The sequence below is a fragment of the Achromobacter sp. 77 genome, from assembly GCF_020541125.1.
Classification (GTDB): Bacteria; Pseudomonadota; Gammaproteobacteria; order Burkholderiales; family Burkholderiaceae_B; genus Achromobacter; species Achromobacter mucicolens.
The window spans coordinates 2,936,562-2,962,326 of the sequence record NZ_CP059848.1 but is presented as its reverse complement, the minus strand read 5'-3'; the positions used below and the strand labels follow the sequence as shown (position 1 = coordinate 2,962,326).

The window sequence follows — 25,765 nt, the reverse complement described above, 5'->3', positions numbered from 1 at the left end:
TAAAGAGTGATCTGGCGCGGGGCGGGCCCGCGCGCCGGGGAAATGAAAGACGGCTCCGCGCAAGGCGGAGCCGTGTAGGCCGCGGGTTAGCGCACCGGCCAGCCGTACATCAGGCCGCCTTGCGTCCACAGCTTGTTCAGCCCGCGGTCCAGCTTGAGCGGGCTTTCCTTGCCCATCGCACGGTCATAGCTTTCGCCGTAGTTGCCGACCTGCTTGATGATGTTGTAGGCCCACTTGTCGTCCAGGCCCAGGTTCTTGCCCATGCCGGGCGTCACGCCCAGGATGCGTTGGACGTTGGGGTTGGTGCTCTTCAACATTTCATCGACGTTCTTGGACGTGATGCCGTATTCCTCGGCTTCCAGCATCGCGTTCAGCGACCAGCGCACGATGTTGAACCACTGCTCGTCGCCCTGGCGGACCATGGGGCCTAGCGGTTCCTTGGACAGGTTCTCGGTCAGGATTTCCCAGTCGTCGGGGTTGGCCAGGCGCGTGCGCATGTTGGCGGCGGTGTTGGACTTGTCGTTGGTGTAGGCATCGCAGCGGCCCGATTCCAGCAGACGGAAGTTTTCGTCGTAGTTCTCGACCAGCACCGGCTTGAAGGTCAGGCCGCGGCTGCGGAAGTAGTCGGCCAGGTTCAGTTCGGTGGTGGTGCCGGGCTGCACGCAGATGGTCGCGCCGTCCAGTTCCTTCACGCTCTTGACGTTCATTGCCTTCTTCACGATCAGGCCCTGGGCGTCATAGAAATTCACGCCCACGCCGATCAGGCCCAGCGTCGTGTCGCGGGTCAGCGTCTGCGTGGTGTTGCGCGACAGCATGTCGATCTCGCCGGACTGCAGCGCCGTGAACTTCGCCTGGGCGGTCAGCACATTGCCCTTCACCTTGGAGGCGTCGCCGAACATGGCGGCGGCGACCGCACGGCACATATCTACGTCCAGGCCGGTCCATTCGCCCTTGCTGTCGAGCACCGAGAATCCGGGGATGCCGGCAAAGCCGCACTGCAGGAAGCCCTTTTTCTTGACGGCGTCAAAGGTCACGCCGGCTTGCGCGCCGGAAGCAACGCACAGCAAGGTCGCCGCAATGGCGGAGCTCAGAAACTTGCGCATGGAGATTTCTCCTGGAGATCGAAAAAAGTTAGGAAAAGCGGAAGGGACGGAAACGGCCAAGCGTGCGGGGGCCGCCCCGGCAGGCCGGGGAGGGCGCGTCGCGCATTCGGACGGGGTAAGGCAATAAGGAGGAAGGGTGGCCGACGGGGCCAGTCAGGCGGTGCGCCGGTGGATGCGCGTGGCGTAAGGGAGATACGTACTGCGGAGGGTAGGAATCGGGCTCATCGGCGGCACTGGCACGGCAGGTCTTACAGTCGCGGAAGACGCCGGCGGTCACGAGGCCAACGTCGTATTACGTTATGCAATAAGACGTATGATGGCAGCCGTCATACAAGTAAACAAGTAAGGGGATTCCCGTAATTGGCATTACGGGCAGGGGTAAAAGTGGGGCTTACGCCGCCGGAGGATGCGACAGCAGCTTGCGGTAGCGCGCAATGCTGTCGCCCAGATGGCGGGCCATGGCGGCCCGCGCGGCGCCGGGATCGCGGCGCATGATGGCGGTCAGGATGGCTTCGTGCTCGCGCACGTTGCGGGTTTCGTACGTTTCAAGTTCTTCGGGCGTCTTGCCGCCGTGCTTGATGTTCAGATCCAGCATCACGTCGCGCACCGCAGCCTTGAGCAGCGCCGGAAAGTGCGGGTTGTTCGACGCGCGGGCGATCGACAGGTGGAATTCGTAGTCGGCCTTCACGGCCGCTTCCATGTCGCGCGTGGCACGGTTGAAGGCATCGAAGGCTTCGACGATGCTGCTCAGGTCCGAAGCGCTGCGGCGCTCGGCCGCCAGCCCACAGGCTTCCACTTCGAGGCCCGCGCGCAATTCCATGATGTGCAGCGCCCAGCGCGGATCCGTTGCGGGTTCGACGACGAAATCGATGGGTTTTTCGCGGTCTTCGGTGACGAAGACGCCGATGCCGGGTTTGCTGACCAGGCGTCCGCTCAGGCGCATGGAGGCCACGGCTTCACGAATGACGGTGCGGCTGACTTCGAATTCGTCGCAGAGCGCGTGTTCGGAAGGCAGCTTGTCGCCGGCGCGGTACTGGCGCGCATCAAGGCGCTTGGTCAGTTCCTCGATGACGAAATCGGTCAGGCGCGAGCGGGGAGGCCGGGCGGGAGTTTGCATTGTCTCTCTTATGGGAAATCGCTGCGGGCAAGGCGTGGCAGCCTTGGCGCAGCCGCAAGTTTACGCGTTCCTGGAATGCCTCGCGGGTGTCCGGCCCAGCGGGATTGGCCGCGCGCAAGGTCGCGGCCATAGGAAAACGAGAGGGCCATATGACAACATACGGGGCGCATTCCGCCAACTTTTCTTTGCATCAATAAGCAAAACGCCCTCCATGGGAGGGCGTTTGGGCAATCAGGCAAGCATGGGCTTACTCGGCGCCGGACTTCTTGATCAGGGCGGCGAGCATTTCCATTTCTTCGCCGGTCAGGTCGGTCAGCGGCGCGCGCACGGGGCCCGCGTCATGGCCCACCAGCTTGGCGCCGGCCTTGACGATGCTGACAGCGTAGCCGGCCTTGCGGTTGCGGATTTCCAGGTACGGCAGGAAGAAATCGTCCAGCAGGCGATTGGTGGTGTCGCTGTCGCCGGCGGCGATGGCGTTGTAGAACTCCATGGCCATCTTGGGCACGAAGTTGAAGACGGCCGACGAGTAGACCGGCACGCCCAGCGCGCGGTAGGCGGCAGCGTAGACTTCGGCGGTGGGCAGGCCGCCCAGGTACGAGAAGCGGTCGCCCATCTTGCGGCGGATGCGGACCATGGACTCGATGTCGCCGATGCCGTCCTTGAAGCCGACCAGGTTGGGGCAGCGGTCCGCCAGGCGGGCCAGGCTGTCGGCCGACAGGCGCGATTGGGCGCGGTTGTAGACGATGACGCCGATGTTGACCGACTTGCAGACCTGTTCGACGTGGGCGGCGATGCCGTCCTGCGAAGCTTCGGTCAGGTAGTGCGGCAGCAGCAGCACGCCCTTGGCGCCTTGGCGCTCGGCTTCCTGGGCGTAGGCGATGGCGGTGCGGGTGGGGCCGCCGGCACCGGCCAGGATGGGCACCTTGCCCTTGCAGGTCTGGACGGCGGTGCGGATGACGTCCGAGTATTCCTCGGGGGCCAGCGAGAAGAACTCACCGGTGCCGCCGGCCGCGAACAGGGCGGTGGCACCGTAGGGCGCCAGCCATTCCAGACGAGCCGCGTAGCTCTTGGCGTTGAAATCGCCGTTCTGGTCGAAGTCGGTCACGGGGAAGGAAAGCAATCCTTCCGAGACGATGGCTTTGAGTTCCTGGGGAGTCGTCATGGCTGTCTTCCAAATAAGAGAAAGGGGTATGAAAAGGCGGTGATGCCGTGGCCGCGGCGTTATCGAACCCGCGATGTATGTCATCGTACAACATACAAGGTCGTACTACAACGGGTTGGTGGAGAAGATGTTGTCGTACAACAAGTCTGCCGTTCACACTGGATATAGGAATTTCCCTAAATTGATCGCGAAAAGCCGCCACGCTATCCTCGCGATTCATTGTCGTACGACAACGTACAAGAACGACGACAATTCCATATCTCTAGGAGACAAGTTTGAAGGCATTTCCCCTGTTGAGCCGCCTGTCGGCCGTCCTGGCCGTCGCCACCGCGTTTGCCGCACCCGTCCACGCCGCCGATGACTGGCCGTCCGCCAAGGCCATCACGCTGGTCGTTCCGTTTGCGGCCGGGGGCACGTCCGACATCCTGGGCCGCCTGATCGCGCAGGAACTGGGCACGACGCTCAAGCAGACCGTCGTCGTTGAAAACAAGGGTGGCGCCGGCGGCGTGCTTGGCGCCGACGCGGTTGCGCGGGCCAAGCCGGACGGCTACACGCTGCTGTTGGGCACGATCGCCACGCATGCAATCAACCCGTCGCTGCTGCCCAGCATCAACTACAACGCCGCCAAGGATTTCTCGCCGGTCATTCTGCTGGGCAGCATTTCCAATGTGCTGCTGGTGGGCGCCAACCAGCCGTATAAGTCCGTGCAGGACGTCGTGGCCGCCGCCAAGGCCAATCCCGACACGATCGCGTTCGGCTCGGCCGGGCAGGGCACGTCGCAGCATCTGTCGGGCGAAGTGTTCAAGCAGCTGACGGGCGCGCACCTGACGCACGTGCCATACCGCGGCAGCGCGCCGGCCATTTCGGACTTGATCGGTGGCCAGATCCCCAGCTCGTTTGAAACCGCCCTGGTCGCGCTGCCTTACGTGCAAAGCGGCAAGGTGCGCGCGCTGGCCGTGACGTCGGCCAAGCGCACCGCCGTGCTGCCCGATGTGCCCACCATGCAGGAAGCCGGGGTGCCGGGCTTTGACGTGAGCAGCTGGCAGGCCATCTACGCACCGGCCAACACGCCGCCCGCCGTGGTCGACAAGCTGAACAAGACCATTGCCGAGATCGTGGCCAAGCCGGAAGTGGCCGCCAAGATGCAAGGCCTGGGCCTGGCCTACACGCCGAACACGCCCGCCGAGTTCACCGCGTTCCAGACGGCCGAGCAGGCAAAGTGGGCAAAGATCATCGCCGACGGAAAACTCAAGCCGCAGTGATCGCGCGGCGTGTCCCGAAGGCCTGGTGCCGGGAGAGATCCGTCACCAGGCTTTTCTTGCGCTGCGCGACGCCGCAGCATCTCTTTGCGCGGTGCACTTACCGAGACCCGCTGGCCGCCGCCAGCAGCACGCCAAACGCGACCAGCAGCCCGCCAAAGATCCGGTCTATCCAATGGCGCACGGCCAGCAGCCGTTGGCGCACGCCGTCCGACGAAAAGCATATCGCCACCAGGCAGAACCATGTCACGTGCGCCAGCGAAATGAAGGCGCCATAGCCAACCTGCACCGCCAGCGGTGTATCGGGCCGCACGACTTGCATGAAGAGACTCACGATGAAAACTGTGGTCTTGGGATTCAGCGCGTTGGTCAGAAAGCCCGTGCGCAGCGCCGCCAAGTCCGACATTGCCGCCTCGGGACGGCTACTGTTGCCGCTGCCCGGCCGCGTGCGCAGCATTTTCATGCCCAGATACACCAGATAGGCCGCACCCGCCAGTTTGATGGCGTTGAACAACCACAGCGATTGCTGGATCAGCAGCCCCACGCCGACCAGCGTGTAGCCGACGTGCACCAGCACGCCCATGCCGATGCCCAGCGCCGTCAGCACGCCGGCGCGCCGCGACAGCATCAGGCTGTTGCGGGTGACCATCGCAAAGTCCGGCCCCGGACTGATGACGGCAAGCACCGTGATTGTGATGACAGCTATCAGTTCGGTCATGGCGTATCCTGTCTCGAAATATCAATGGCGTGCATCCTATCAACGGGACTCAAGGACGTATAACGATGGTTTCTGACAGCAATGGTGAGCTGGAATCACCATCCTCGGACGCGCGCCTGCCGTCGCTGCTGGCGCTGCGATGCTTTGAGGCCGCGGCGCGCCACGAAAACTTCAGCCGCGCGGCCGCGGAGCTGCATCTGACGCATGGCGCGGTCAGCCGGGCGGTGCGGTTGCTGGAGGACGACCTGGGCGTGGCGCTGTTCGAGCGGCGTAGCCGCCGCGTGTTCTTGACGGACGCGGGGCGCACCCTGTCCGGCGCAGTGGGCAGCGGCCTGGACTTGATGCGGCAGGCGGTGAGCGAACTGCGCGCCCGCGCCCGCAGCGGGCGTCGTTGGGTGCTGTCATGCGAGCCGACCTTGCTGATGCGCTGGCTGATCCCGCGCTGGCCCGATTTTCAGGCCCGGCATCCGGACATGGAAGTGCACCTGGTCGCGGGTGGCGGGCCGTTCTCATTTGGAAGCGGTATCGACCTGGCTATCCGCCGCGACGACTTCACCTGGCCGGTCAGCCATCACGTCGAGCCCCTGTTTGCGGAAAAGGTCGGCCCGGTGTGCCATCCCGGCAAGCTGGCGGACTGGTTCGACGACAGCACAGCCGGCGGCTCGTTGAAGTCTGGCGCGCCGCTGCTGCACACGCGCACGCGGCCGGACGCATGGCGCGAGTGGGCGGCCGCGGCCGCTAAGCCGGCGCCAGATGCGCCCGGCCAGACATTCGATCATTTCTATTTCAGTCTGCAGGCGGCGGTCGCGGGCCTGGGCGTGGCCATCGGCCCGTGGCGGCTGGTGCGCGACGATCTGGAAAGCGGCGTGCTGGCCGCGCCCATGGGTTTCGTCGAGGATGGATCGCGCTATTGCCTGTTTGCCCCGCAGCCGCTGCCGCCGGGCAGTCCGCAGGCGGCGCTGCTGGATTGGCTGCGCAAGGCGGCGTAGTGCCGAAGCGGCAGGGAATGGCGAAAGGCCCGAGGGGGACGTCCGAAAGCCGGACGTCCCCCTCGGGCCGGTGTTGTCAGCCGGACCTCGCGGTCCGGCCCAGCGTTACGGCGTTACGGCGTCACGCGATCAGGCGTTGGCCAGCTTGCCGTCGACCATGCGCGTCAGGCCCAGCGGGTTGGCGCGCTTGATGCCGTCGGGCAGCAGGGCGTCGGGCAGATCCTGATAGCAGACCGGACGCAGGAAGCGGCGGATGGCAGTGGCGCCCACCGAGGTCGAGGCCGGGTTCGAGGTGGCCGGGAACGGGCCGCCGTGAACCATGGCGTGGCTGACTTCCACGCCGGTCGGGTAGCCGTTGGCCAGGATGCGGCCGGCCTTGCGTTCCAGCACGGGCAGCAGCGCGCGGGCGGCGTCCACGTCGGCATCGTCCACGAACAGCGTCGCGGTAAGTTGGCCTTCCAGATGCTCGGCCACGGCGCGGACCTGCGCTGCGTCCTTGCAAGCGACCACCAGCGAGGCGGGGCCGAACACTTCGGCTTCCAGTTCGTGCGAGGCCAGGAACTGGTCCGCGCTGGCGCCAAACACCACGGCGCCCGCGGCGTTGCACGCCGGGTTGGACGGCTCGCCGCGGCCGACGGTCGACACGCTGGCGTGGCGCGCCAGCGCGTCCGCGCCTTGCTCGTAGGCCGAGAAGATGCCCGGCGTCAGCATGGTGGCGGCGCCCTTGGCTTTCACGGCTTCGGCGGCGGCCTGGCGGAAACGATCCAGTGCCGGGCCTTCGATGCCGATCACCAGACCCGGGTTGGTGCAGAACTGGCCCACGCCCATCGACAGCGAATCCACGAAGCCCTTGGCGATGGTTTCCGCACGAGCTTCCAGCGCGGCCGGCAGCAGGAACACCGGGTTGATGCTGGACATTTCGGCGTAGACGGGAATCGGCACGGGGCGGGCGTTGGCGGCAGCCACGAGCGCCAGGCCGCCGCGGCGCGAGCCGGTGAAGCCGATGGCCGTGATGGCCGGATGCGTCGCCAGCGCGGTGCCGATTTCATTGCCGGCGCCGAACAGCAGCGAGAAGGTGCCTTCGGGCAAGCCGTGCTTGGCCACTGCCTGCTGGATGGCGCGGCCGACCAGTTCGGACGTGCCGGGGTGCGCGTTGTGTGCCTTGACGATTACCGGGCAACCGGCAGCCAGTGCCGAGGCGGTGTCGCCGCCCGCCACCGAGAAGGCCAGCGGGAAGTTGCTGGCGCCGAACACGGCCACCGGGCCGAGCGGAACGTTGGCCAGGCGCAGGTCGGCGCGCGGCAGGGGCTGGCGTTCGGGCTGGGCCGGATCGATGGTCGCGTCCAGGAAGTAGCCGTCGCGCACCACGCGGGCGAACAGGCGAAGCTGGCCGACGGTGCGGCCGCGCTCGCCCTGCAGGCGGGCGACGGGCAGGCCGGTTTCCAGGTGCGCGCGCTCGATCAGCGCGTCGCCCAGCGCCAGTATGCCCTCGGCGATGCTTTCGAGGAATTGGGCGCGCGTCTCCAGCGGCAGCGCGCGATACGGATCGAACGCGGCACGGGCCAATTCGGCCGCGCGGGACACGTCGTCGGCGGAGCCGGCGGGGTAGGCGGGGTCCAGGCGGTCGCCGGTGGCGGGGTTGATGGCGTGCTGGGCAGCGCCCGCGCCCAGGACGGCGGTCGAGCCGATCAACATCTGGCCGGTCAGGTTCATGGTCATCTCCAAAAATTCATAGGCGCCGATCCAGGGGATGGGCGGTTTCGCCCCCGACGGGTCCGGGGAAAAAAATGCCCCCGGACCGGGGGCAGACAGAAGGCGTCGGTGCAGACCGATTATTCGGCGCCGGACTTCTTGATCAGGGCGGCGAGCATTTCCATTTCTTCGCCGGTCAGGTCGGTCAGCGGCGCGCGCACGGGGCCCGCGTCATGGCCCACCAGCTTGGCGCCGGCCTTGACGATGCTGACAGCGTAGCCGGCCTTGCGGTTGCGGATTTCCAGGTACGGCAGGAAGAAATCGTCCAGCAGGCGATTGGTGGTGTCGCTGTCGCCGGCGGCGATGGCGTTGTAGAACTCCATGGCCATCTTGGGCACGAAGTTGAAGACGGCCGACGAGTAGACCGGCACGCCCAGCGCGCGGTAGGCGGCAGCGTAGACTTCGGCGGTGGGCAGGCCGCCCAGGTACGAGAAGCGGTCGCCCATCTTGCGGCGGATGCGGACCATGGACTCGATGTCGCCGATGCCGTCCTTGAAACCGACCAGGTTCGGGCAGCGGTCCGCCAGGCGGGCCAGGCTGTCGGCCGACAGGCGCGATTGGGCGCGGTTGTAGACGATGACGCCGATGTTGACCGACTTGCAGACCTGTTCGACGTGGGCGGCGATGCCGTCCTGCGAAGCTTCGGTCAGGTAGTGCGGCAGCAGCAGCACGCCCTTGGCGCCTTGGCGCTCGGCTTCCTGGGCGTAGGCGATGGCGGTGCGGGTGGGGCCGCCGGCGCCGGCCAGGATGGGGACCTTGCCCTTGCAGGTTTGGACGGCGGTGCGGATGACGTCCGAGTATTCCTCGGGGGCCAGCGAGAAGAACTCACCGGTGCCGCCGGCCGCGAACAGGGCGGTGGCGCCGTAGGGGGCCAGCCATTCCAGGCGAGCCGCATAGCTCTTGGCGTTGAAATCGCCGTTCTGGTCGAAGTCGGTCACGGGGAAGGAAAGCAATCCTTCCGAAACAATGGCCTTGAGTTCCTGCGGAGTCGTCATGTTGCGCTCATCCCAAAATGGCCGTCGCAGGCGGAGAGGGTGCTTGCGAACGGGATGCGGTGGTAAAAGGTGAGTCATCGTACAACATGATTTTGCCGGATTCAAGGTGTCCACCCAGCTGAAGCGGCATTTACAAGGGGAAACCCGAAATTCCTTTCCGATGCCTTTCAGCGATATTCTCTTGGTTGTACGATAACGTACGGTGCCCGCAGCGGGGCATCCATCAGGCAAAAGGATTCAGCATGCAGGTTGCAGTCGAGCAGACGCCCGTTCTCATCAAGATTCATCCCGACGACAACGTCGCCATCGTGGCCAACGACGGCGGCTTGCCGGCCGGAACCGTTCTGCCCGACGGGCTTCAGTTGGTGGACGCCGTGCCACAAGGCCACAAGGTGGCCCTGACCGATCTGGCCGAAGGCGATGAGGTCAGACGCTACAACGTCGTGGTGGGCTACGCCGCCAAGTCCTTGCCGCGCGGCAGCTGGATCAACGAGCGCGTCACGAGGATGCCGACGGCTCGCACGCTGGAAGACCTGCCGGTGTCCACGCGCGTGACGCCGCTGCCGCCGCTGGAGGGCTATACGTTCCAGGGCTACCGCAACGCGGACGGCACCGTGGGCACGCGCAACATCCTGGCCATCAGCACCACGGTGCAGTGCGTGCAGGGCGTGGTCGAACATGCGGTCGCGCGTATCCGCCGGGAACTGCTGCCGCTGTATCCGAACGTGGACGACGTGGTGGGCATCGAGCACACCTACGGCTGCGGCGTGGCCATCGACGCGCCTGGCGCCGCAATTCCCATCCGCACGCTGCACAACATCGCCCGCAACCCGAATTTCGGCGGGACGTCCATGGTGGTCAGCCTGGGCTGTGAAAAGCTGCAGCCTGAACGCCTCTTGGCGCCCACCGCCATTCCGATCCGCGCCGGCGAAGGCATGGGCGGCAACGGCGTGGAGACGATCGTGCTGCAGGACGAAGAGAACATCGGCTTCGATTCGATGATCCAGCTCATCATGCGCACCGCCGAGCGCCACCTGCAAAAGCTCAACGCCCGCCAGCGCGAAACCTGCCCGGTATCCGACCTGACCGTCGGTGTGCAGTGCGGCGGCAGCGACGCGTTCTCCGGCGTGACCGCCAACCCGGCCGTGGGTTTTGCGACCGACCTGCTGGTGCGCGCCGGCGGCACCGTGATGTTCTCCGAAAACACCGAAGTGCGCGATGGCATCGACCAGCTCACCGCCCGCGCCGAAACGCCCGAAGTCGCCGACGCGCTGATCCGGGAGATGGCCTGGTATGACGCGTACCTGCAGCGCGGCATGGCCGACCGCAGCGCCAACACCAGTCCGGGCAACAAGAAGGGCGGTCTGTCCAACATCGTCGAAAAGGCGATGGGGTCGATCGTCAAGTCCGGTTCCTCGCCCATCCACGGCGTGCTGTCGCCCGGCGACCGCCTGACACGCAAGGGCCTGATCTTTGCGGCCACGCCTGCCAGCGACTTCATCTGCGGCACGCTGCAACTGGCCGCGGGCATGAACCTTCACATCTTCACCACCGGCCGCGGCACGCCTTATGGGCTGGCGCAGGTGCCGGTCATCAAGGTCGCCACGCGCTCCGCGCTGGCCCGCCGCTGGCACGACCTGATGGACGTGGATGCAGGCGTGATCGCCACCGGACAGGCCTCGATCGAGGAAGTGGGCTGGCAGCTCTTTCAGATGATGCTGGACGTCGCCAGCGGCAAGAAGCAGACCTGTGCGGAAAAACTCAAGCTGCACAACGCCCTGGCGCTGTTCAATCCGGGCCCCGTGACCTGATCGCGGATCCGTCCCGTCCGTAGCGCCATCGCAGAAAAAAACCACCGAGAGGAGACAGCCGATGGAAATTGACCCGCAAGTCCAGGCCGGCCGGCGCCGGCTGCTGGGCGCCGCGCTCGCACTGGGGCCCGCCAGCCTCGTGCACGCACAGTCATTCAGTTTCACCCCGCAGCAGCGCTATCCGGATCCCTCGGTCCGGATCCTGGACCCGGAATTCTCCAAGTACCGCATCTACAGCAGCAGCGTGGAGCAGCTTGCAACCGGGTTCCGCTGGCTGGAAGGGCCGGTGGGGTTTGGGGACGGGCGTTATCTGCTGGTTTCGGACATTCCCAATAACCGCATCCTGCGCTGGGACGAGACCACGGGCCAGATCAGCGTGTTCCGCCAGCCGTCCAATTTCAGCAACGGGCTTGCCCGCGACCGCCAGGGCCGCCTGCTGACCTGCGAGCATCTGACGCGCCGCGTCACGCGCACGGAGTACGACGGCAGCATCACGGTGCTGGCCGACCGCTTCGACGGCAAGCCGTTCAATTCGCCGAACGACATCGTGTGCCAGCGCAATGGCGCCATCTGGTTCACGGATCCGCCGTTTGGGATCGGCGGGCACTGGGAGGGCGACAAGGCCACGCCTGAGCTGCCGCATTCGGTCTATCGCATCGATCCGGCCAATGGCCGCGTGACGCTGGCGCTGGCGGATCTGGCCGGGCCCAATGGCCTGTGCTTCTCGCCCGACGAAAAGGTGCTCTACATCGTCGAGTCCCGCCACCAGCCCAACCGCGTGATCTGGGCCTTCGATGTGGGCACGGACGGCGCGCTGACGAACAAGCGCCTGCACGTCGATGCGCAGGGACCCGGCGCCATCGACGGCATCAAGTGCGACGAGGCCGGCAACCTGTGGTGCGGCTGGGGCAGCAACGGCTCGGCCGACGCCAAGCCCGAGGAGCTGGACGGCGTGATGGTCTTTAACCCCGCCGGCAAACCCATCGGGCACATCCGTCTGCCCGAGCGGTGCGCCAACCTGTGTTTTGGCGGCGCCAAGCGCAACCGCCTTTTCATGGCGAGCAGCCATTCGCTCTATGCCCTGTACGTGGAGACCCGCGGCGCGGCATAGGCATATCCCCACCGCGGCCTCACCTGGCCGCGGGACATTTCAACACACATACCAATCAGTGTGGAGACAGCATGAACCCGAGCAAAAGACAGTTCCTGGGCAGCGCCGCGGCGCTTTGCCTGACGCCGCTGGTGCCGGCGTGGGCCCAATCGGCGCAATGGCCCACGCGCCCCGTGCGCATTGTGGTGCCTTACCCGCCCGGCGGCTCGTCGGACATCATCGCGCGCATCCTGGCGCCCCGGCTGGCCGAAGTGCTCAAGCAGACTGTGGTCGTCGAGAACAAGCCCGGCGCCAACGGCAACCTGGGCGCCGGCCTGGTGGTGCAGTCGGCACAGGAAGGCCATACGGTGCTCCTGTGCGACGTCGGCGCGCTGGCGATCAGCCCGTCCGTCTACACCAAGCTGACCTTTGATCCGTCCAAGGACCTGCGCGCGGTGGGCATGCTGGCGTATTCGCCGCACGTGCTGGCCGTGCATCCCGACGTGAAGGCCAACACCGTGCAGGATCTGGTCGAGCTGTCCAAGAAAGAGCGCATCAACTTTGCCGTCACCGCAATCGGCAGCGCGCCGCACCTGGCGGCTGTCGCGGTTCAGCAGGCGACCGGCGCGCAGTGGGAATACGTGCCGTACAAGGGCGGTTCGCAGGCGGTCACCGACACCATCGGCGGCCAGACGCAGATCATCATGAACGGGCTTCTGGCCACGCTGCCGCACATCAAGTCCGGCAAGCTGCGCGCGATCGCGATTTCCAAGAGCGAGCGCATGAAGCTGGTGCCGGACATTCCGACCATTTCCGAGCAGGGCGTGAAGGGCTTCGAGTCGGGCACGTGGCAGGGCGTGATGGCCCCGTCGAACATGACCGACCCGGTGGCCGCACAACTGCAGACGCTGATGGCGCAGATCGTCACCCAGCCGGACGTCACGGCGCAGTTGAACGAGCAGGGCGCCGAGATCGTCACCAAGAGCCCCGCGGAACTTGCGCAGTTCTTCGGCAGCGAACGCGCCCGCTGGGCCAAGGTCGTTGCCAGCACCGACATCCGCCTGGATTGATCGGCCCGGCCCGCGCCTTGCTAGGGGCGGGCGTTCGGGGGCACACTGGGATCGTGTCCGGGCTTCGGCTTGGACCGATTCCCGTGGAGCCTGACGATGAAATCCTTGTTCGCCGCGGCGGCCTTGGGGTCGCTGGCGGTGCTGTCCGCCTTGGCAAGCGCGACCGCAGTCGCGCGCGATCCGCTGCCCACGGCGCCAAAGCCGCCCGCATCGGCGCGCACCATACCAGACACGTGTCTGGGCACCGACTGCCCGCGCATCGTGGACCCGGGCAAACTCAACCGGGACTGCCTGGGCACGTCATGCCCGGGCTCTCGCTATCCTCCCGCGACGGAAACGCCGGTGCGGCCTCAGAATCAACCGGGGCTGAAACCTCCCACGCGGACATGGCTGCCGCCCATGCCGCCGCGGCCTGGCCAAGCCCCCGTGGGCCCGCTGACGCCCGCGCCGGCATTGCCTCGATAGTTCCGAATAGGCCACACGCCGCAGGTATGATGGCTTCCTTGCACCTGATCCACTTCGCCTTGGCCAGCGCACGCCGGGCTTCCTGACAACGACATCCCATGAACGACCGCCTGCAGCAGACCCTGCGCCGCTTCGACGAGTACAACGCCGCCGATCCCAATGTGTTCACGTGGGAAGGCCAGTCCTGTCCGCAGGAGCTGTTTCTTGCGCAGAAGCTGCACGAATGGGTGATGAAGCTGGCGCCTGACGCGTCCGAGCCGCTGGTCCTGGCGTCGCGGTGCCAGCACATCGGCCGTTGGGAAATCGCGCGCGCCAGCTATCCTGAAGGCCGCATCGGTTACCTGACGTGGCGCAAGGCGTTGGCCAGGCATCACGCGGCAATCGCGCAACAGATCATGCAGGAAGCCGGCTATCCGCAAGAGGACTGCGACCGCGTGGCGGCGATCCTGATGAAGCAGGGAATCAAGCAGGACCCGGACGTGCAGGTGATGGAGAACGCACTGTGCCTGGTGTTTTTGCAATACCAGTACGAGTCGTTTTATCCCGCCCACGAAGACAAGATCGTCGAGATCCTGCGCAAGTCGCTGCTGAAGATGGATGGCGCGGGGCATCAACAGGCCATGACGCTGACCTATTCGGACCAGGGCATGGGATACATCAGGCAGGCGCTCGCCGCGCTGGAAGCGGCGGCCTAGCAGTTTTAGCCAGATGCAAACAGGCCTGCGGCGGGCCGGGAATGGATTTCCCGGCCTGCCGCAGGCCTGTATCGCGCTTGGCGGGCTTATTCGGACGCTTGGGGCGTGACGTCGGAGGACGCGGCGTCCGCGGGCGTCGCGCCTGCGGCCTTCGTATCTGCGGCCTTCGTGTCCATATAAGTCGCGTCGGCAGGCTTCACGTCGGCAGGCGCGGCGTCACCGGCGGGTGCCGGCGTTTGTTCGGCGGACGCCTGGGCCTTTTTCTCGGCGCGGGCGCGCGCGGCGTTGCGCGACGCATTACGCGATGCCATGCGCTTGGCGTGGCGCGCTTCGTTCGCAGTCACGGCGCCGGCGGGTTCGCCGTTCAGGTCCACGCGCGGCGCGTCTTCGACCATGCTGGCCCAGTAGCGGCGGCCATCGCACCACGTCTTGACGGCTTCCTTGATCTGCGCTTCGTCGAGCTGCAATTGCTCGGCGTGCTGCACCAGGTCCGCCAGCACGCCCAGCTTGAGCGGAACCTTGGGCGCGGGGTTCTTGGGAAACGCCTTGGGAAAGTGCCGTTGCAGGCGCGAAATGGCGACGACCACGGGATCGACCGGCGACTCGCGCTTTTCGGGACGCGGCGCACGCTGGCCCTTGTCACCGCCTTGCGCGCGCTTGGCCTTGTCGCCGGTCTGCGGACGCGGACCCTTGGCGGCGCCCTGCGGGCGGCGCGGCTTGTCGGTGCCTTGCGGACGCGATTCGTTTTTCGAGCCTGCCTTGTCAGGCGACTGCTTGATAAGCAATTCCCGGATCGCGGCTAATTGTTCTAGTCCCATGTGCTACACAAAAAAAAGGTTGAGGCGGCGAGCGTGTCCCTGCGTCGTGAAATCCGCTACCCGGAGACGACCACGAGCAGCGCCAGCGACAGCAGGATGCCGAACGCGGCCAGGGCAAACGGCAGTAGTAGAACATACACGCCGCGTTCCTGCCCCCGGCCATGCGCCAAACCGGCCGCAATCGACATCCGAACCGGCGAAAAAATCCCCATCGACGTGCCCGAAACGTGCAGCAGCGCGGCAGCTGCGGGCACGCTCAGGCCAGCCTGAAGCGCTAATGATAGCTGGGATGGCATGAACAGGCTGTTTGGCGCGTTGCCGCTGTTGGCCAGGATGCCGAACGCGCCGGCCAGCAGCGGCGTGATCAGGATAGTCCAGTCGCGCAGGCTCGCAAAGAGGCCGTCGGCGTAGGCCCGCGATATGCCCGCGCCAGCCAGCGCCTCGGCCATCATGGCAAACAGGAATACGGACATGACGGCGTGCCGTCCGGTCAGCCAGGCGGCGCGCGCCTGTGTCCGCACGGCGCCCGGATGTCGCTGCCAGGCGGCCAGGAGCAGGGCGCCGGCGATCAGCCAGCTTCCGGCATGCAGAAATGGCATCCACGGCGGCAGGTCCGCATACGGGCGCAAAGCCGCAAGGTCTGAAAGACAGCGATTCAGGCCGGGCACAAGCCGCGTGGCGACCAGCCAGGCGATGAGGGCGATATAGGGCAAGGCGCGGCGCGCTGCCCGCAGCGCCTCGCTGCGACCGGGCCGGCGGTCCGCCAGAAAACGCAGCACGATCAGCGGTCCGTATGCGGCGAGCAGCGCCGTTTCCGGTCCCAATAGCGCCGTCGCCGCGGCCAGCAAGGCCAGGCTCGCGGCCATCCAGCCAGCCTCGCGGACCCGCTCGGCGGCCGGCGCAGACAACCCCGCGCGCGTGGCGGTGCGCCAGTACAGCGCCAGCCACACGCCCATCAGCAGCGCGACGGGCACCATGCTGTAAAGCGCAAGTTGCGTGGGCGGCACGCGCGCATAGGCCGAAGCCAGCAGCGTGCCGCTGCCCATCGCGCCCCACGGAATCAGCGTCTGGCTGAGCAGCGCAAACACCATGACCTCGCGGGCGCCGAGGCCGAGCGGACGGATCAGCATCACGGTGCCCAGCATTCCCACGCCGAAACCCGTTGCCGATTCCGCGAAAGGGCCGATCAGGAAACAGGCAAAGAACAGCAGCCGGCGCTTCGCCAACGCATCGCGGCGCCCCGCGTCCGGCGCGCCGGATGCCGCACCCGGCATGTCATCGGACGCGTGCCCCTGCGCCGCCATCTGCCAGAACAGCAGGCCGCCCAGGATGTAGGGGGTGATGATCCATCCGATCCAAAGCCCGCGTTCCAGCGCAACGGCCAGTTGCGAAGGCGCAAAAGGGGCAGGCGCCGCAAACAGCGCGATGGGCAGGGCCCCCAACAGGCCCAGCGCCGCCGCGATGGTCGTGTTGACGCGCCCGCTCGCGATCGCGGCGATCACGGTCAGCGCCGGCAGGGACCACAGCAGGTACATCATTGAGGGAACATCCGCATCGCCCGGGTGAAGTTGCGGCGCAAAGCGTAGCAGCCTCTGGCCGCCGCGGGTAGCCATGCGCGCGGCGGACGGGGACGAGGGCGGGAAAGGTCGCGGCGCCCAAACGCAGGAACGCCGGCTGGCGCTTGCACGCGAGCCGGCGTTCGGGGCCTGGAAGATCAGGCCGGTGACGCTTGGATTACTGGTTCGCGCCGCGGATATTGCCCGCGATGCCGCCAGCCGCGCCGCCGATGGCGGCGCCAGTCCAGGCACTGCCGCCCGCGATGGCGGCAATGCCGGCGCCCGCCGCGGCGCCCATCAAGCCGCCCGTGACGGTGCCTTGCTGTTCCTTGGTCATATTGGTGCATGCGGCCAGCGATGCCATCGCAATGGCCAGACCTATCGTGCGGATCGTCTTCATGGCGGCTCCTAGGGGGTGCGTTTCGTCTTCGTGGCGGGCATGACGATCTCGAACCAGATCGTCTCCACGACAGGGCGATCCAATCGGCTCGGATTGGCGGCATACCAGCGGTCGACGGTATCGCGCACGGAGTCCAGCGTCTGGTTCTGAAGACCCATGGAGAACTTGGGCACCAGGGTCTGGGTATCCGGCACGGCACGGCGTTGCTGATAGGCCCTTTCGACCTCAAGGACGTTGGCCATGCCCAGCAGATAGGCCTTCTTGAGATTGGCGTCGGATTCGGTCCAGTGCTTGCCCGTGACGATCGGGGCAGGCTCCGCGGGTGCGGCCGTGACAGCCGACCCGAACAGCATCGAGAGGGCTACGGTCGCTGGGCCAAGCAGGTGTTTTACTCGCATCGCATCGCTCCTTTGGGGAACAAAAGATAGAAAACAACCTTCGCGCGCGATTCGGGCGGACGAACCGTGATGGCCGATCGAAAAGCGTACCGATCAATTTATGCCTGAATGCGTGGGCACGCAAGATCAGATTGGCGGGTGGATCGTACCGATTTGCGTCTTCAGTACGCGGCCGATGGCGCTGCGGCGGCAGCGCTGGGCGTACCACGGTCAAAGCTGGCCGCCAGCCGGCGGGCGCTGTTGGCATAGAGCAGGACATCCACGCCAACCGCCACGAACGTGCAGCCCAGTTCCAGGTAGCGGCGCGCCAGGGCGGGGTCCGAGGTCAAGGTGCCGGCGGCTTTGCCGCGCGCGATGATGACCTGCATGGCGCGTTCGATCGCGGCCTGTACATCGGGGTGGCCGGGGCGGCCGCGATAACCCATCGACGCAGCCAGATCCGCCGGCCCGATGAAGACCCCATCCACGCCCGGCACCTCGCAGATTGCCTCCAGGTTCGACAGCGCTTGAACGGTTTCTGCCTGCACGAGCAGGCAGACTTCATCGTCGGCGACTTCCAGGTAGTCCTCGCGGGCGCTCCAGCGCGACGCGCGTCCCACGGCACTGCCGACCCCGCGGATGCCGTGCGGCGGATAGCGCGTGGCGGCGACCAAGGCGCGCGCCTGGTCGGCCGTGTCCACCATCGGCACCAGCAGGGTTTTCGCGCCAATGTCCAGCATCTGCTTGATGAGGGCCGTGTCAGCCGCCACCACGCGCACCACGGGATGCGAACGGTAGGGCGCCACGGTCTGCAACGCCGCAAGTGTTCCGCGCAAGTCGTTCGGGGCGTGCTCGCCATCGATCAGCAGCCAGTCAAAGCCGGCGGTGGCGGAGACCTCGGCCAGATAGGGATCGGCCATGGAGAGCCATAGCCCGACCTGGGCCTGGCGCGCCGCGAGGGCGGCCTTGAAGGGGTTGTGTGCGGGCATGCGGAAAGACTCCAGAAAGGGGGCGGATCAGCTGACGATGCCCAGGTGCCAGGGCACGAATTCGTGGTTGCCCAGGCCCAGGGCTTCGCTCTTGGTGGGTGCGCCCGAGGCCGCACGCAGGATGTGGTCGAAGATGCGCTGGCCCATCTGCGCGATGTCCACCTCGCCGTCCAGCACCGCGCCGCAGTTGATGTCCATGTCCTGTTCAAGCCGGGCGTACATGCTGCTGTTGCTGGCAAGCTTGAGGGTGGGCGCCGGCTTGGAACCGAACATCGACCCGCGCCCCGTCGTGAAGCAGATCAGGTTGGCCCCGCTGGCGATCTGGCCGGTGACCGCGACCGGGTCGTAGCCGGGCGAATCCATGAACACCAGGCCCGCGCGGTCGATGGGTTCGGCGTATTCGTACACGGCTTGCAGCGGCGTCGTGCCGCCCTTCATGGCGGAACCCAGCGATTTTTCGAAGATGTTGGCGAGGCCGCCTTGCTGGTTGCCGTGGCCAACGACGCCATTGAACTGCGCGTTGTGCCCGGCCGTGTAGGTTTCCCACCAGGCCAGCCGGTCCAGCAGCTTCTGTCCTACTTCCGGCGTGACGGCGCGGCGCGTCAGCAGGTATTCCACGCCGTGGATTTCGGGGGTTTCCGACAGGATCGCCGTGCCGCCGTGACGCACCAGAATGTCCATGGCCGCGCCCAGCGCCGGATTGGCCGTGATCGCCGAATAACCGTCGGACCCGCCGCATTCCAGGCCGATCTTCAGGTGGCTGGCCGGCACGCTGCTGCGGCGCGCGGCGTTCGCGTGCGGCAGCATTTCCTCCACGGCGCGGATGCCCGCGTCGATGGTGGCGCGCGTGCCGCCCGTGTCCTGCATCACCAGGGTGCGTACCCGCGGATCGCCGGCCAGGTTCTGCGAGTCGATCAAGGCGGACACCTGATTGCGCTCGCATCCGAGACCCACGATCAGCACACCCGCCAGGTTCGGATGCCGGGCGTAGCCGGCCAGCGTGCGCCGCAGGACGTCGAAATGCTCGCTGGGCGAGGACATCCCGCAACCGCTGGTCTGTGCAAACGCGGCCACGCCATCCACGTTGGGATAGGCGGCAAGCCGCTCGGGCGTGAAATGCTGCGCAATGTGGTGGATGACCGTGGCGGAACAGTTCACCGACGCGATGATGCCCACGAAATTGCGCGTGCCCACCCGGCCGTCAGCGCGCACATAGCCCTGAAACGTGGCGCGTCGCGCCTCGGGCACCATCGCGACGGGGCGAACGTCGCGGCAGAACGCCGGGTCCCGCTCGAAGTCGGCCAACGCAAGGTTGTGGGCGTGCACGTGGTCGCCCGCCTCGATATCGCGGGCAGCCACGCCGATGACGGCGTCGTACTTGCGCACCGGTGTGCCCGCGGCAATGCGGCAGGCGGCAATCTTGTGTCCGCCCGGCACCTGCGCGCGCACACGCAGGCCCAGGTCGGGCACGACCATGCCCAGGGCCAGGGCTTCCCGCGCGACAAGGACATTGTCGTTGGGGTGAAGCCGGATCAAGGGGTTGGAGTTCACCGTGAATCAGCCTTTCTGCAGCATTTCTTTCAATTTCAGCCGTGCGATCAATGCGGTCTCCTGCTGATAGACCGAGGCGACATACGCCTGGTAATCCGGACCGTCCAGGTACATCACCGGCGCGTCGATGCGGTCGGCAACCTGCTTGAAGGCGTCGCTCTTGACGGCGGTGCGGAACGCATCGCGCAGCTTGCGCTCGACGGCGGGGTCCAGGCCCTTGGGCGCGCCGATGCCGTTGGGCGCCTCGACCACGACGTCGTAACCCAATTCCTTCAAGGTTGGCGCGTCCTTGAAGCGCGAGGCGCGCGATTCGCCCCAGGTCGCCAGCAGGCGCAGTTTGCCTGCCTCGACATGCGGCGCCCACGAGCTGGAATCGGCCAGGAGATCGACCTGGCCGCCCAGCACATCCTGCAGCGCGGCCGCGCCGCCCTTGTACGCGATGGCGTTGAACCGCACGCCGGCCGCCATGGCGAACTCTTCCATGCCCACGTGCGTCGCGCCGCCGATGCCGGCGTGCCCGTATGTCAATTTGCCCGGGTTGGCCTTGGCATACGCCACGACTTCCTTGAGCGTCTTGAATGGCGAGTTGGCCAGCACGGCAATGCCGAACGTCTGGCCCGACGTGCGCGCCAGGTAGGTCAGCTCGCTGCGCGGGTCCAGCTGCAACAGGCCAAGCTGCGAAAAGCGCGCGACCGAGATGGGAATCTGACCGATGGTGTAGCCGTCCGGTTGCGCCTGCGACAGCGACTTCGTGCCGATCATTCCTGACGCGCCGGCGCGGTTCTCGACCACGATGGACTGGCCCAGCACCCCCGAGGCCACCTGGCAAAGCGCGCGCATGGATTGGTCCGCCGTGCCGCCCACGGGCCAGGGGCAGATGAAGGTGATGGGACGCTGGGGATAGTCGGCGGCGCGGGCCGTGGCGGGCGCCAGCAGGCCGACCGCGCCAGCGCCGGCGGCCGCGCCCAGACAGGCGGCGCCGGCCAGGAACCTGCGCCTGTCCAGATCGGGGGTAGGGATGTGCCTCATGTTTTGTCTCCGGATGTCGTTCTTATGGGTCTCGCTTTTATATTTGGGCCCCGGCAAGGCTACGTGGGGCCCGGACCTATTCTCGTGAGCTTAACCATAACTATCCAATAGAATTGGCGCATCGTTAGATAACGCCGGTGATATGTATCGGCGCCCTGGTATCGGAGTCCTCGATGGCGCACCTGGATCGCGTTTTCCGCTCAAACCTGAAGCTGCGTCACCTCCAACTGGTCGTGGCGCTGGATGAATTCCGGCATTTGGGACGCACGGCCGAATTCATGGCCGTCAGCCAGCCGGCGGTGTCGCGCATGCTGTCGGAGGTCGAATCGATGCTGGGCCTGGCGCTGTTTGCGCGGTCCGTGCGCGGCACGGAACCCACGGAGGCCGGCGCCTCGGTAGTGCGCTTTGCGCGCGGCGTGCTGGCGCAATACGCGCGCACCCGCGACGAGATCGACGCCGCCGCAAGCGGCGCGGCGGGCAAGACGCGAGTCGGCGCGATGGCCGTCGCGCTGCCGGTGCTGCTGGCGCGGGCGGTGCACGCCTTGAAGGCGCGGTCGGCGCGCGCGACCGTGCTGATCGAAGAGGGCGACCTGACGCACCTGCTGCCCAAGCTTCGGCTGGGCGAACTGGACCTTTTCGTGGGCAGGTTGGAGCCGGGCTATGCCGCGCCGGATCTGCAGACCGAAGCGTTGTTCGAGGAGCCGATGGTGGTGGTGGCCGCGCCGGGCAGCAAGGTCGCGGGACTGGCGCATCCCGGGTGGGAAGATCTGGCGGCGTTGCCGTGCGTCATGCCGCCGCCGTGGGCGTCATTGCGCGTCAAGCTGGAGCAGCAGTTCCACCAGCACGGGCTGGAACCGTCGTCCGATCTGATGGAAACGTCGTCCTACCTGGCGACGTTGACTTTCATCCGCGAACGCCACGGCGTGGGGTTTCTAGCCCGCTCGGCGGCGAGAAGCTTCCAAGACCAGGGGCTTTGCCGGATTCTTGCGGTGCCGCTCGCGTTGCCGCTGCCGCCCGTCGGCATCATTACGATGCGCGAAGCCGGCCTGCCGGCCACCAGCGCGCAACTGATCGATTGCTTGAAGGAGGCTGCAACGGCGCTGTCGGCCGAAGCGGCAGACGGCGCCGGATAAGCCGGCGCGCGTTCGTGATGGCACTGCTGGTGGCGATTTACTTGGCCGCCGTGGCAGCGGCGGGCGCCAGCGCTTGCAGCAGGCGCTGCGCGTTGACCTGCAGGTCCGCGACCGGGTCGGCGCCATCAGTGGCCAGCACGACGGCCTTGGCGCCGCCGGCTTCAATGGCCTGCGAAAGTGCTGGGGTCGGCTCGCGGTGCAACAGCGCGGCGGCCACGCCGTTGTCCTTCAGCGTGGCGGTCAGCGCAGCCAGCGCGTCGGGCGTCCAGTCCTTGTCGTCACGTGCCATCGTGTCGACCAGATCCAGATTGAATTCCGCAATCAGGTAGGGCAGGCGTTCGGACAGGCTGACGACCGCGACGTTCTCGGCCTGCGCCAGCCCCGCCTGGCTTTTTGCATTCAGTTCGACCAGCGTGCGCTTGATGTGCGCCAGGTTGTCGCCGATGCGCTTTTCGTCGGACGGGGACAGGCGGCCCAGGTCGGCGGCCACGATGTCGGCCATGCGGCCCAGGTTGACGATGCTGAGCCACGGATAGGCGGCGAACTGGCCGCCGGGGCGCGTGTCGCTTTGCAGCGCGATGCCGTTCAGCGCGCCGTCGAGCGGACGCGCCGCATCGATCTCGACGATGCGGATGTTGGTGCGGCGCGCGTTGGCGTAGAGCGGATCGTCTGGCCAGATGGAACGCAGGCCCACGGCCGCGTCGGCGGAGGCGGCGGCCTTTTTCAGCGCCGCGCCGCCGCGGCCGCTGAAGTAGGACGTCAGCCGCGTGGCCGGCAGGTTGGCGGGCGCCGCACGTTCGACGCGGATGCTGCTGTCCTTGGCCAGACTGTCGGTCAGGGCGAATACGACCGGGTGGGCCGCCAGCACGGTGACTGCAGCAGGCGCGGTGCTGGCGGTTTCGGGTTGCGCGGCCCGGGCTGCGCGGCCGGACTTGGCGGCTTCCTGGGCATGCGCCGTGACGGCGGCGCCCAGGGCGGATGCCATCGCCACCGCCAGGGCGGCGCGGCGCAAGGTGACATAACCTGACTTCAGACTCATGCTGCGTTTCCTTTCAGACCGGGGACCAGGCTGCGCGCCAGGGCCGCGATCGCAAACAAGATTCCCGCGACCAGAATGATGGCCGCGCCGGAGGGCACCGGCAGTTCCAGTTCGATGGGCAACATGATGCCGGCGAGCGTGGCGAACGTCGCAAACAGCACCGACATCGTGAAAAACCCCTTGAGCGATTGCGCCAGCATCCGCGCCGCGGCGGCCGGAATCACCAGCAGCGCGCCGACCAGGATGGCGCCGATCACCTTGACCGAAGCCACGGTGACCAGCGTCACCAGGATCACGAACAGGTAGTCCATCGCCTTGACGGGTACACCGCGCACGGCGGCAAGCTGCGGATTGAAGCTGGCCAGCATCAGCCGGTTGTAGTTGGGCAGCGCCAGCGCCAACGCCAGCACCGCCACGCACGTCAGCACCGACAGGTCGTTGCTGTTGACGGTGAGCACCGAGCCGAACAGCACGTTCTCCAGGATGTGGATGTTGATGCGCCCGGCCAGCACCAGCAGCAGGCTTGCACCCAGCGCCAGCGACACCGACAGGAACACGCCGATCAAGGTGTCCGGCGTGAGACGCGTGCGGTTGCTCAGAAAATTGAGCAGGATGCCGAAGATGAGGCAATAACTGAACAGGCTGCCATACGGGCCGGTGTAGGGCTCGCCCAGCAGAATGCCGATCGCCACGCCGGTCAGCGCGGCATGGCCCACCGCTTCCGAGAAGAACGCAAAGCGCTTGACCACGACCAGCGTGCCCAGGCCGCCCAACACCGGCCCGATGATCAGGCCGGCGAGCAGGGCGTTGATGACGAAGCCATAGGCCAGCGAGTCGGGCAGCGCGCCGGATTCCGCCGCGCGTTGGATGAGTTGGCGCAGGTTATCGAAAAAGGCGTTCATGCGGCGTGCTCCTGCGGCTGGCCGCCCACGCGCGGGCGGGTGGAAAAGAGCGTCAGCAGCCGGTCGGGCGTCAGCACTTGCTTAGGAGGACCGTCGCAAAGCACCTGGCGGTTCAGCCCGGTGACGCGGTCGGCCAGGCGGCCGACGGCCTCCAGGTCATGCTCGATCCAGAGCACGGTCACGCGCTGCGCGCGCCAGTTGTCCAGCAATTGTTCGAACACGCGCACGCCGGCTTCGTCCAGCGCCGACATGGGCTCGTCCAGGACCACCATCGATGGGCTGGGCACCAGGCCCTGGGCCAGCAGCACGCGCTGGCGCTCGCCGCCCGACAGCGCGCCCATGCGGCGGTTGTGCTTGTCCTGCATGCCCACGCGTTCCAGCGCGGCGGAAATCTCTGCCGACTTTGCGCGCGACAAGCCCAGGAATGCCGGCTTGCGCTGGCACATCGCGGCCATGAAATCGTTGACGGTCATGGGCAGGCCGCGATCGAACTCCAGCGCCTGCGGGATGTAGCCGATGACGCCCGGCCGATCGCCGGGCCACGTCACGCTGAGCTTGCCGCGATGCGGCATCTGGCCCAGCAGCGTCTTGACCAGGGAACTCTTGCCGCCGCCGTTGGGGCCCACCAGCGCGTGCACGCTGCCCGCCGTCACGCTGAAGGCGACATCGCTGAGGATCTCGGTGCGGCCCAGCGTCAGCGAGATCTGCTCGAAGGTCAGCGTGGGGCCGGGCGCGCCCGCCGGGTGCGGGGTCACCGGGCCGGTCACGCGCCGGCCTCTTCGATGGCGCGCACGACGGTGGCCAGGTTTTGCGTCATTTCCTTCTCGAACTGCTCGGCGCTGTATTCGCCGTACGAGATGTGCGACAGCGCGTACAGCTTCACGCCGGTTTCACGCTGGATCGTTTCGACGTACGCGGACGGGAAGTTCAGTTCCGAAAAGATCACCTTGACGTCGGCCGCGCGCAATTGCTCGATGGTGCCCTTGAGCTGGGCCGGGCTGGGCTCGATGCCGTGCGCCGGCTCCACGACGGCCGTGACTTCCAGGCCGAATTCGCGCAGCAGGTAGTCGTACGCGCCGTGGATGGTGGCCACGCGCAGGTCGGCGTTGGGCGCGGAAGCCAACTTGCCCAGCGCATCGGCGCGCAGCTTGCGCAGGCGCTGGCCATAGGCGCGCGCGTTGGCGGTGTAGGCCTGGGCGTTTGCGGGATCGATACGGCCCAGTTCGCGGGCGATGGTGTTGATCTGCGCGATCGAGGCGGTAATCGATAGGAAGGTGTGCGGATTGACGACCTTGCCCGAATCGCCGCCCCCGCGCGCGGCCATGCCGACCGCGGCCAGCAGCGGCACCTGCGCATTTGCCTCGATCACCGGGATCTTGGGCTTTTCGCTGGCGGCGATCATGCGGTCCGCGAAGTCGTCGTGGCCGATCCCGTTGAGCACGACCACGTCCAACGTGCCGATGCGCTTGATGTCCTCGGCGCGTGGTTCGTAGGCATGCGGATTGAAACCCACCGGAATCAGCGGCACGACCTCGGCCTTGTCTCCCACGATGTTGGCGACGTAGCTGTAATAAGGATGCAGCGTCACGCCGATCTTCAGACGCTTGGCGTCTTCGGCGTGGGCGGGCGCGGTGAACGCGCCGGCCAGCAGCGCCAGCGCGGCGAGCGGCGCGGCGCAGCGGCGCAGGATCTGGGAGAAAGACGAAAAGGCAGACATAAATCCGTAGGCTCGTGTCGGAAGGCGA

Annotated in this window: 25 protein-coding genes; 7 read left to right on the top strand and 18 right to left on the bottom strand. The window is 66.7% G+C overall.

All coding sequences use genetic code 11. The annotated features are described in order from the left end of the window. Window positions 1–86 precede the first annotated feature (86 nt). From H4P35_RS13735 to kdgD (H4P35_RS13725), 3 genes are all read right to left on the bottom strand, one after another. Window positions 87–1,103: an amino acid ABC transporter substrate-binding protein gene (locus tag H4P35_RS13735; protein WP_128829053.1), complete on the bottom strand. Its 1,017-nt coding sequence runs from the start codon at window positions 1,101–1,103 to the stop codon at window positions 87–89. A 391-nt stretch (window positions 1,104–1,494) separates the two neighbouring features. Beyond that, a complete protein-coding gene (locus H4P35_RS13730) occupies window positions 1,495–2,220 on the bottom strand; it encodes a FadR/GntR family transcriptional regulator (protein ID WP_056318037.1) in 726 nt (241 codons plus the stop codon). Between the two features lie 247 nt (window positions 2,221–2,467). Next, window positions 2,468–3,382, bottom strand: a complete 915-nt coding sequence (kdgD, locus tag H4P35_RS13725) for a 5-dehydro-4-deoxyglucarate dehydratase (RefSeq protein WP_062839421.1) — start codon at window positions 3,380–3,382, stop codon at window positions 2,468–2,470. A 275-nt stretch (window positions 3,383–3,657) separates the two neighbouring features. On the opposite strand from kdgD (H4P35_RS13725), the gene H4P35_RS13720 reads away from it, so the two are divergent. Further along, window positions 3,658–4,644, top strand: coding sequence for a tripartite tricarboxylate transporter substrate binding protein (locus H4P35_RS13720; RefSeq protein WP_128829049.1), 987 nt, complete (start codon window positions 3,658–3,660; stop codon window positions 4,642–4,644). Between the two features lie 97 nt (window positions 4,645–4,741). Here the strand turns inward: H4P35_RS13720 and H4P35_RS13715 are convergent, their stop codons facing one another. Next, the gene (locus H4P35_RS13715; RefSeq protein ID WP_226845891.1) at window positions 4,742–5,359 is read right to left on the bottom strand and encodes a LysE family translocator; all 618 of its coding nucleotides are present in this window, start codon (window positions 5,357–5,359) and stop codon (window positions 4,742–4,744) included. A 65-nt stretch (window positions 5,360–5,424) separates the two neighbouring features. Between H4P35_RS13715 and H4P35_RS13710 the strand changes: the two genes are divergently transcribed. Further along, complete coding sequence (locus H4P35_RS13710) at window positions 5,425–6,348, top strand: LysR family transcriptional regulator (protein WP_226845880.1); 924 nt, start codon at window positions 5,425–5,427, stop codon at window positions 6,346–6,348. Window positions 6,349–6,477: 129 nt separating this feature from the next. Here the strand turns inward: H4P35_RS13710 and H4P35_RS13705 are convergent, their stop codons facing one another. Continuing rightward, window positions 6,478–8,061, bottom strand: coding sequence for an aldehyde dehydrogenase (NADP(+)) (locus H4P35_RS13705; protein WP_226845878.1), 1,584 nt, complete (start codon window positions 8,059–8,061; stop codon window positions 6,478–6,480). 119 nt (window positions 8,062–8,180) lie between these two features. Beyond that, window positions 8,181–9,095 (bottom strand): 5-dehydro-4-deoxyglucarate dehydratase, encoded by a 915-nt coding sequence (gene kdgD / locus H4P35_RS13700; RefSeq protein ID WP_062839421.1) that lies wholly within the window; start codon window positions 9,093–9,095, stop codon window positions 8,181–8,183. Between the two features lie 242 nt (window positions 9,096–9,337). On the opposite strand from kdgD (H4P35_RS13700), the gene garD reads away from it, so the two are divergent. The 3 genes from garD (at window position 9,338) to H4P35_RS13685 (ending at window position 13,066) form a co-directional block, all read left to right on the top strand. Then, window positions 9,338–10,906, top strand: a complete 1,569-nt coding sequence (gene garD / locus H4P35_RS13695; protein WP_226845871.1) for a galactarate dehydratase — start codon at window positions 9,338–9,340, stop codon at window positions 10,904–10,906. Between the two features lie 61 nt (window positions 10,907–10,967). Beyond that, window positions 10,968–12,017, top strand: coding sequence for an SMP-30/gluconolactonase/LRE family protein (locus H4P35_RS13690; protein WP_226845869.1), 1,050 nt, complete (start codon window positions 10,968–10,970; stop codon window positions 12,015–12,017). 71 nt (window positions 12,018–12,088) lie between these two features. Beyond that, on the top strand, window positions 12,089–13,066 hold the full coding sequence (locus tag H4P35_RS13685; protein WP_062839424.1) for a tripartite tricarboxylate transporter substrate binding protein: 978 nt from the start codon (window positions 12,089–12,091) through the stop codon (window positions 13,064–13,066). Between the two features lie 20 nt (window positions 13,067–13,086). Here H4P35_RS13685 and H4P35_RS13680 read toward each other — a convergent pair whose 3' ends face one another. Then, window positions 13,087–13,290 (bottom strand): hypothetical protein, encoded by a 204-nt coding sequence (locus H4P35_RS13680; protein WP_226845867.1) that lies wholly within the window; start codon window positions 13,288–13,290, stop codon window positions 13,087–13,089. A 339-nt stretch (window positions 13,291–13,629) separates the two neighbouring features. Here H4P35_RS13680 and H4P35_RS13675 point away from each other — a divergent pair, with 339 nt between their 5' ends. Beyond that, on the top strand, window positions 13,630–14,226 hold the full coding sequence (locus tag H4P35_RS13675; RefSeq protein ID WP_226845865.1) for a DUF4202 domain-containing protein: 597 nt from the start codon (window positions 13,630–13,632) through the stop codon (window positions 14,224–14,226). 86 nt (window positions 14,227–14,312) lie between these two features. Here the strand turns inward: H4P35_RS13675 and H4P35_RS13670 are convergent, their stop codons facing one another. The 7 genes from H4P35_RS13670 to H4P35_RS13640 form a co-directional block, all read right to left on the bottom strand. Further along, window positions 14,313–15,044, bottom strand: coding sequence for a ProQ/FinO family protein (locus H4P35_RS13670; RefSeq protein ID WP_226845863.1), 732 nt, complete (start codon window positions 15,042–15,044; stop codon window positions 14,313–14,315). Window positions 15,045–15,100: 56 nt separating this feature from the next. Beyond that, window positions 15,101–16,582: a hypothetical protein gene (locus H4P35_RS13665; protein ID WP_226845861.1), complete on the bottom strand. Its 1,482-nt coding sequence runs from the start codon at window positions 16,580–16,582 to the stop codon at window positions 15,101–15,103. A 196-nt stretch (window positions 16,583–16,778) separates the two neighbouring features. Further along, window positions 16,779–17,000 carry a hypothetical protein gene (locus H4P35_RS13660; protein ID WP_056318016.1) on the bottom strand — a complete coding sequence of 74 codons (222 nt, stop codon included), beginning with the start codon at window positions 16,998–17,000 and terminating at the stop codon, window positions 16,779–16,781. 8 nt (window positions 17,001–17,008) lie between these two features. Then, complete coding sequence (locus H4P35_RS13655; protein ID WP_056318013.1) at window positions 17,009–17,398, bottom strand: hypothetical protein; 390 nt, start codon at window positions 17,396–17,398, stop codon at window positions 17,009–17,011. A 161-nt stretch (window positions 17,399–17,559) separates the two neighbouring features. Then, complete coding sequence (gene hpaI / locus H4P35_RS13650; RefSeq protein WP_226845859.1) at window positions 17,560–18,366, bottom strand: 4-hydroxy-2-oxoheptanedioate aldolase; 807 nt, start codon at window positions 18,364–18,366, stop codon at window positions 17,560–17,562. A 27-nt stretch (window positions 18,367–18,393) separates the two neighbouring features. Further along, complete coding sequence (locus H4P35_RS13645; protein WP_226845857.1) at window positions 18,394–19,917, bottom strand: UxaA family hydrolase; 1,524 nt, start codon at window positions 19,915–19,917, stop codon at window positions 18,394–18,396. A 6-nt stretch (window positions 19,918–19,923) separates the two neighbouring features. Further along, window positions 19,924–20,946 carry a tripartite tricarboxylate transporter substrate binding protein gene (locus H4P35_RS13640; protein WP_226845855.1) on the bottom strand — a complete coding sequence of 341 codons (1,023 nt, stop codon included), beginning with the start codon at window positions 20,944–20,946 and terminating at the stop codon, window positions 19,924–19,926. A gap of 173 nt (window positions 20,947–21,119) precedes the next feature. On the opposite strand from H4P35_RS13640, the gene H4P35_RS13635 reads away from it, so the two are divergent. Then, window positions 21,120–22,079, top strand: a complete 960-nt coding sequence (locus H4P35_RS13635) for a LysR substrate-binding domain-containing protein (RefSeq protein WP_226845853.1) — start codon at window positions 21,120–21,122, stop codon at window positions 22,077–22,079. Window positions 22,080–22,116: 37 nt separating this feature from the next. On the opposite strand, the gene H4P35_RS13630 is transcribed toward H4P35_RS13635, so the two are convergent. Genes H4P35_RS13630 through H4P35_RS13615 form a run of 4 tightly spaced genes read right to left on the bottom strand, consistent with a single transcriptional unit; the run spans window position 22,117 to window position 25,737 of the window. Continuing rightward, on the bottom strand, window positions 22,117–23,118 hold the full coding sequence (locus tag H4P35_RS13630) for a metal ABC transporter solute-binding protein, Zn/Mn family (protein WP_226845851.1): 1,002 nt from the start codon (window positions 23,116–23,118) through the stop codon (window positions 22,117–22,119). Beyond that, window positions 23,115–24,020 (bottom strand): metal ABC transporter permease, encoded by a 906-nt coding sequence (locus H4P35_RS13625; RefSeq protein ID WP_226845849.1) that lies wholly within the window; start codon window positions 24,018–24,020, stop codon window positions 23,115–23,117. The genes H4P35_RS13630 and H4P35_RS13625 overlap by 4 nt, the downstream gene beginning before the upstream one ends. Beyond that, entirely contained in the window at window positions 24,017–24,787 is a 771-nt protein-coding gene (locus tag H4P35_RS13620) for a metal ABC transporter ATP-binding protein (protein ID WP_226845847.1), read from the bottom strand. The genes H4P35_RS13625 and H4P35_RS13620 overlap by 4 nt, the downstream gene beginning before the upstream one ends. Further along, window positions 24,784–25,737, bottom strand: a complete 954-nt coding sequence (locus H4P35_RS13615; protein ID WP_152384493.1) for a metal ABC transporter solute-binding protein, Zn/Mn family — start codon at window positions 25,735–25,737, stop codon at window positions 24,784–24,786. Before H4P35_RS13615 ends, H4P35_RS13620 begins: the two co-directional genes overlap by 4 nt. Between the last annotated feature and the right edge of the window lie 28 nt (window positions 25,738–25,765).

What these genes read in the sequence shown, in the direction of transcription:
- H4P35_RS13675 (WP_226845865.1), top strand. Translation starts at nt 13,630, where the DNA reads ATGAACGACCGCCTGCAGCAGACCCTGCGCCGCTTCGACGAGTACAAC.
- H4P35_RS13690 (WP_226845869.1), top strand. Translation starts at nt 10,968, where the DNA reads ATGGAAATTGACCCGCAAGTCCAGGCCGGCCGGCGCCGGCTGCTGGGC.
- H4P35_RS13660 (WP_056318016.1), bottom strand. Translation starts at nt 17,000, where the DNA reads ATGAAGACGATCCGCACGATAGGTCTGGCCATTGCGATGGCATCGCTG.
- H4P35_RS13665 (WP_226845861.1), bottom strand. Translation starts at nt 16,582, where the DNA reads ATGATGTACCTGCTGTGGTCCCTGCCGGCGCTGACCGTGATCGCCGCG.
- H4P35_RS13680 (WP_226845867.1), bottom strand. Translation starts at nt 13,290, where the DNA reads ATGGTGCGCGCCGATGCGGGCGGCTTTGGCGCCGTGGGCAGCGGATCG.
- H4P35_RS13615 (WP_152384493.1), bottom strand. Translation starts at nt 25,737, where the DNA reads ATGTCTGCCTTTTCGTCTTTCTCCCAGATCCTGCGCCGCTGCGCCGCG.
- H4P35_RS13730 (WP_056318037.1), bottom strand. Translation starts at nt 2,220, where the DNA reads ATGCAAACTCCCGCCCGGCCTCCCCGCTCGCGCCTGACCGATTTCGTC.
- hpaI (WP_226845859.1), bottom strand. Translation starts at nt 18,366, where the DNA reads ATGCCCGCACACAACCCCTTCAAGGCCGCCCTCGCGGCGCGCCAGGCC.
- H4P35_RS13705 (WP_226845878.1), bottom strand. Translation starts at nt 8,061, where the DNA reads ATGAACCTGACCGGCCAGATGTTGATCGGCTCGACCGCCGTCCTGGGC.
- H4P35_RS13685 (WP_062839424.1), top strand. Translation starts at nt 12,089, where the DNA reads ATGAACCCGAGCAAAAGACAGTTCCTGGGCAGCGCCGCGGCGCTTTGC.
- H4P35_RS13670 (WP_226845863.1), bottom strand. Translation starts at nt 15,044, where the DNA reads ATGGGACTAGAACAATTAGCCGCGATCCGGGAATTGCTTATCAAGCAG.
- H4P35_RS13710 (WP_226845880.1), top strand. Translation starts at nt 5,425, where the DNA reads ATGGTTTCTGACAGCAATGGTGAGCTGGAATCACCATCCTCGGACGCG.
- H4P35_RS13635 (WP_226845853.1), top strand. Translation starts at nt 21,120, where the DNA reads ATGGCGCACCTGGATCGCGTTTTCCGCTCAAACCTGAAGCTGCGTCAC.
- garD (WP_226845871.1), top strand. Translation starts at nt 9,338, where the DNA reads ATGCAGGTTGCAGTCGAGCAGACGCCCGTTCTCATCAAGATTCATCCC.
- H4P35_RS13630 (WP_226845851.1), bottom strand. Translation starts at nt 23,118, where the DNA reads ATGAGTCTGAAGTCAGGTTATGTCACCTTGCGCCGCGCCGCCCTGGCG.
- H4P35_RS13715 (WP_226845891.1), bottom strand. Translation starts at nt 5,359, where the DNA reads ATGACCGAACTGATAGCTGTCATCACAATCACGGTGCTTGCCGTCATC.
- kdgD (WP_062839421.1), bottom strand. Translation starts at nt 3,382, where the DNA reads ATGACGACTCCCCAGGAACTCAAAGCCATCGTCTCGGAAGGATTGCTT.
- H4P35_RS13655 (WP_056318013.1), bottom strand. Translation starts at nt 17,398, where the DNA reads ATGCGAGTAAAACACCTGCTTGGCCCAGCGACCGTAGCCCTCTCGATG.
- H4P35_RS13625 (WP_226845849.1), bottom strand. Translation starts at nt 24,020, where the DNA reads ATGAACGCCTTTTTCGATAACCTGCGCCAACTCATCCAACGCGCGGCG.
- H4P35_RS13640 (WP_226845855.1), bottom strand. Translation starts at nt 20,946, where the DNA reads ATGAGGCACATCCCTACCCCCGATCTGGACAGGCGCAGGTTCCTGGCC.
- kdgD (WP_062839421.1), bottom strand. Translation starts at nt 9,095, where the DNA reads ATGACGACTCCGCAGGAACTCAAGGCCATTGTTTCGGAAGGATTGCTT.
- H4P35_RS13735 (WP_128829053.1), bottom strand. Translation starts at nt 1,103, where the DNA reads ATGCGCAAGTTTCTGAGCTCCGCCATTGCGGCGACCTTGCTGTGCGTT.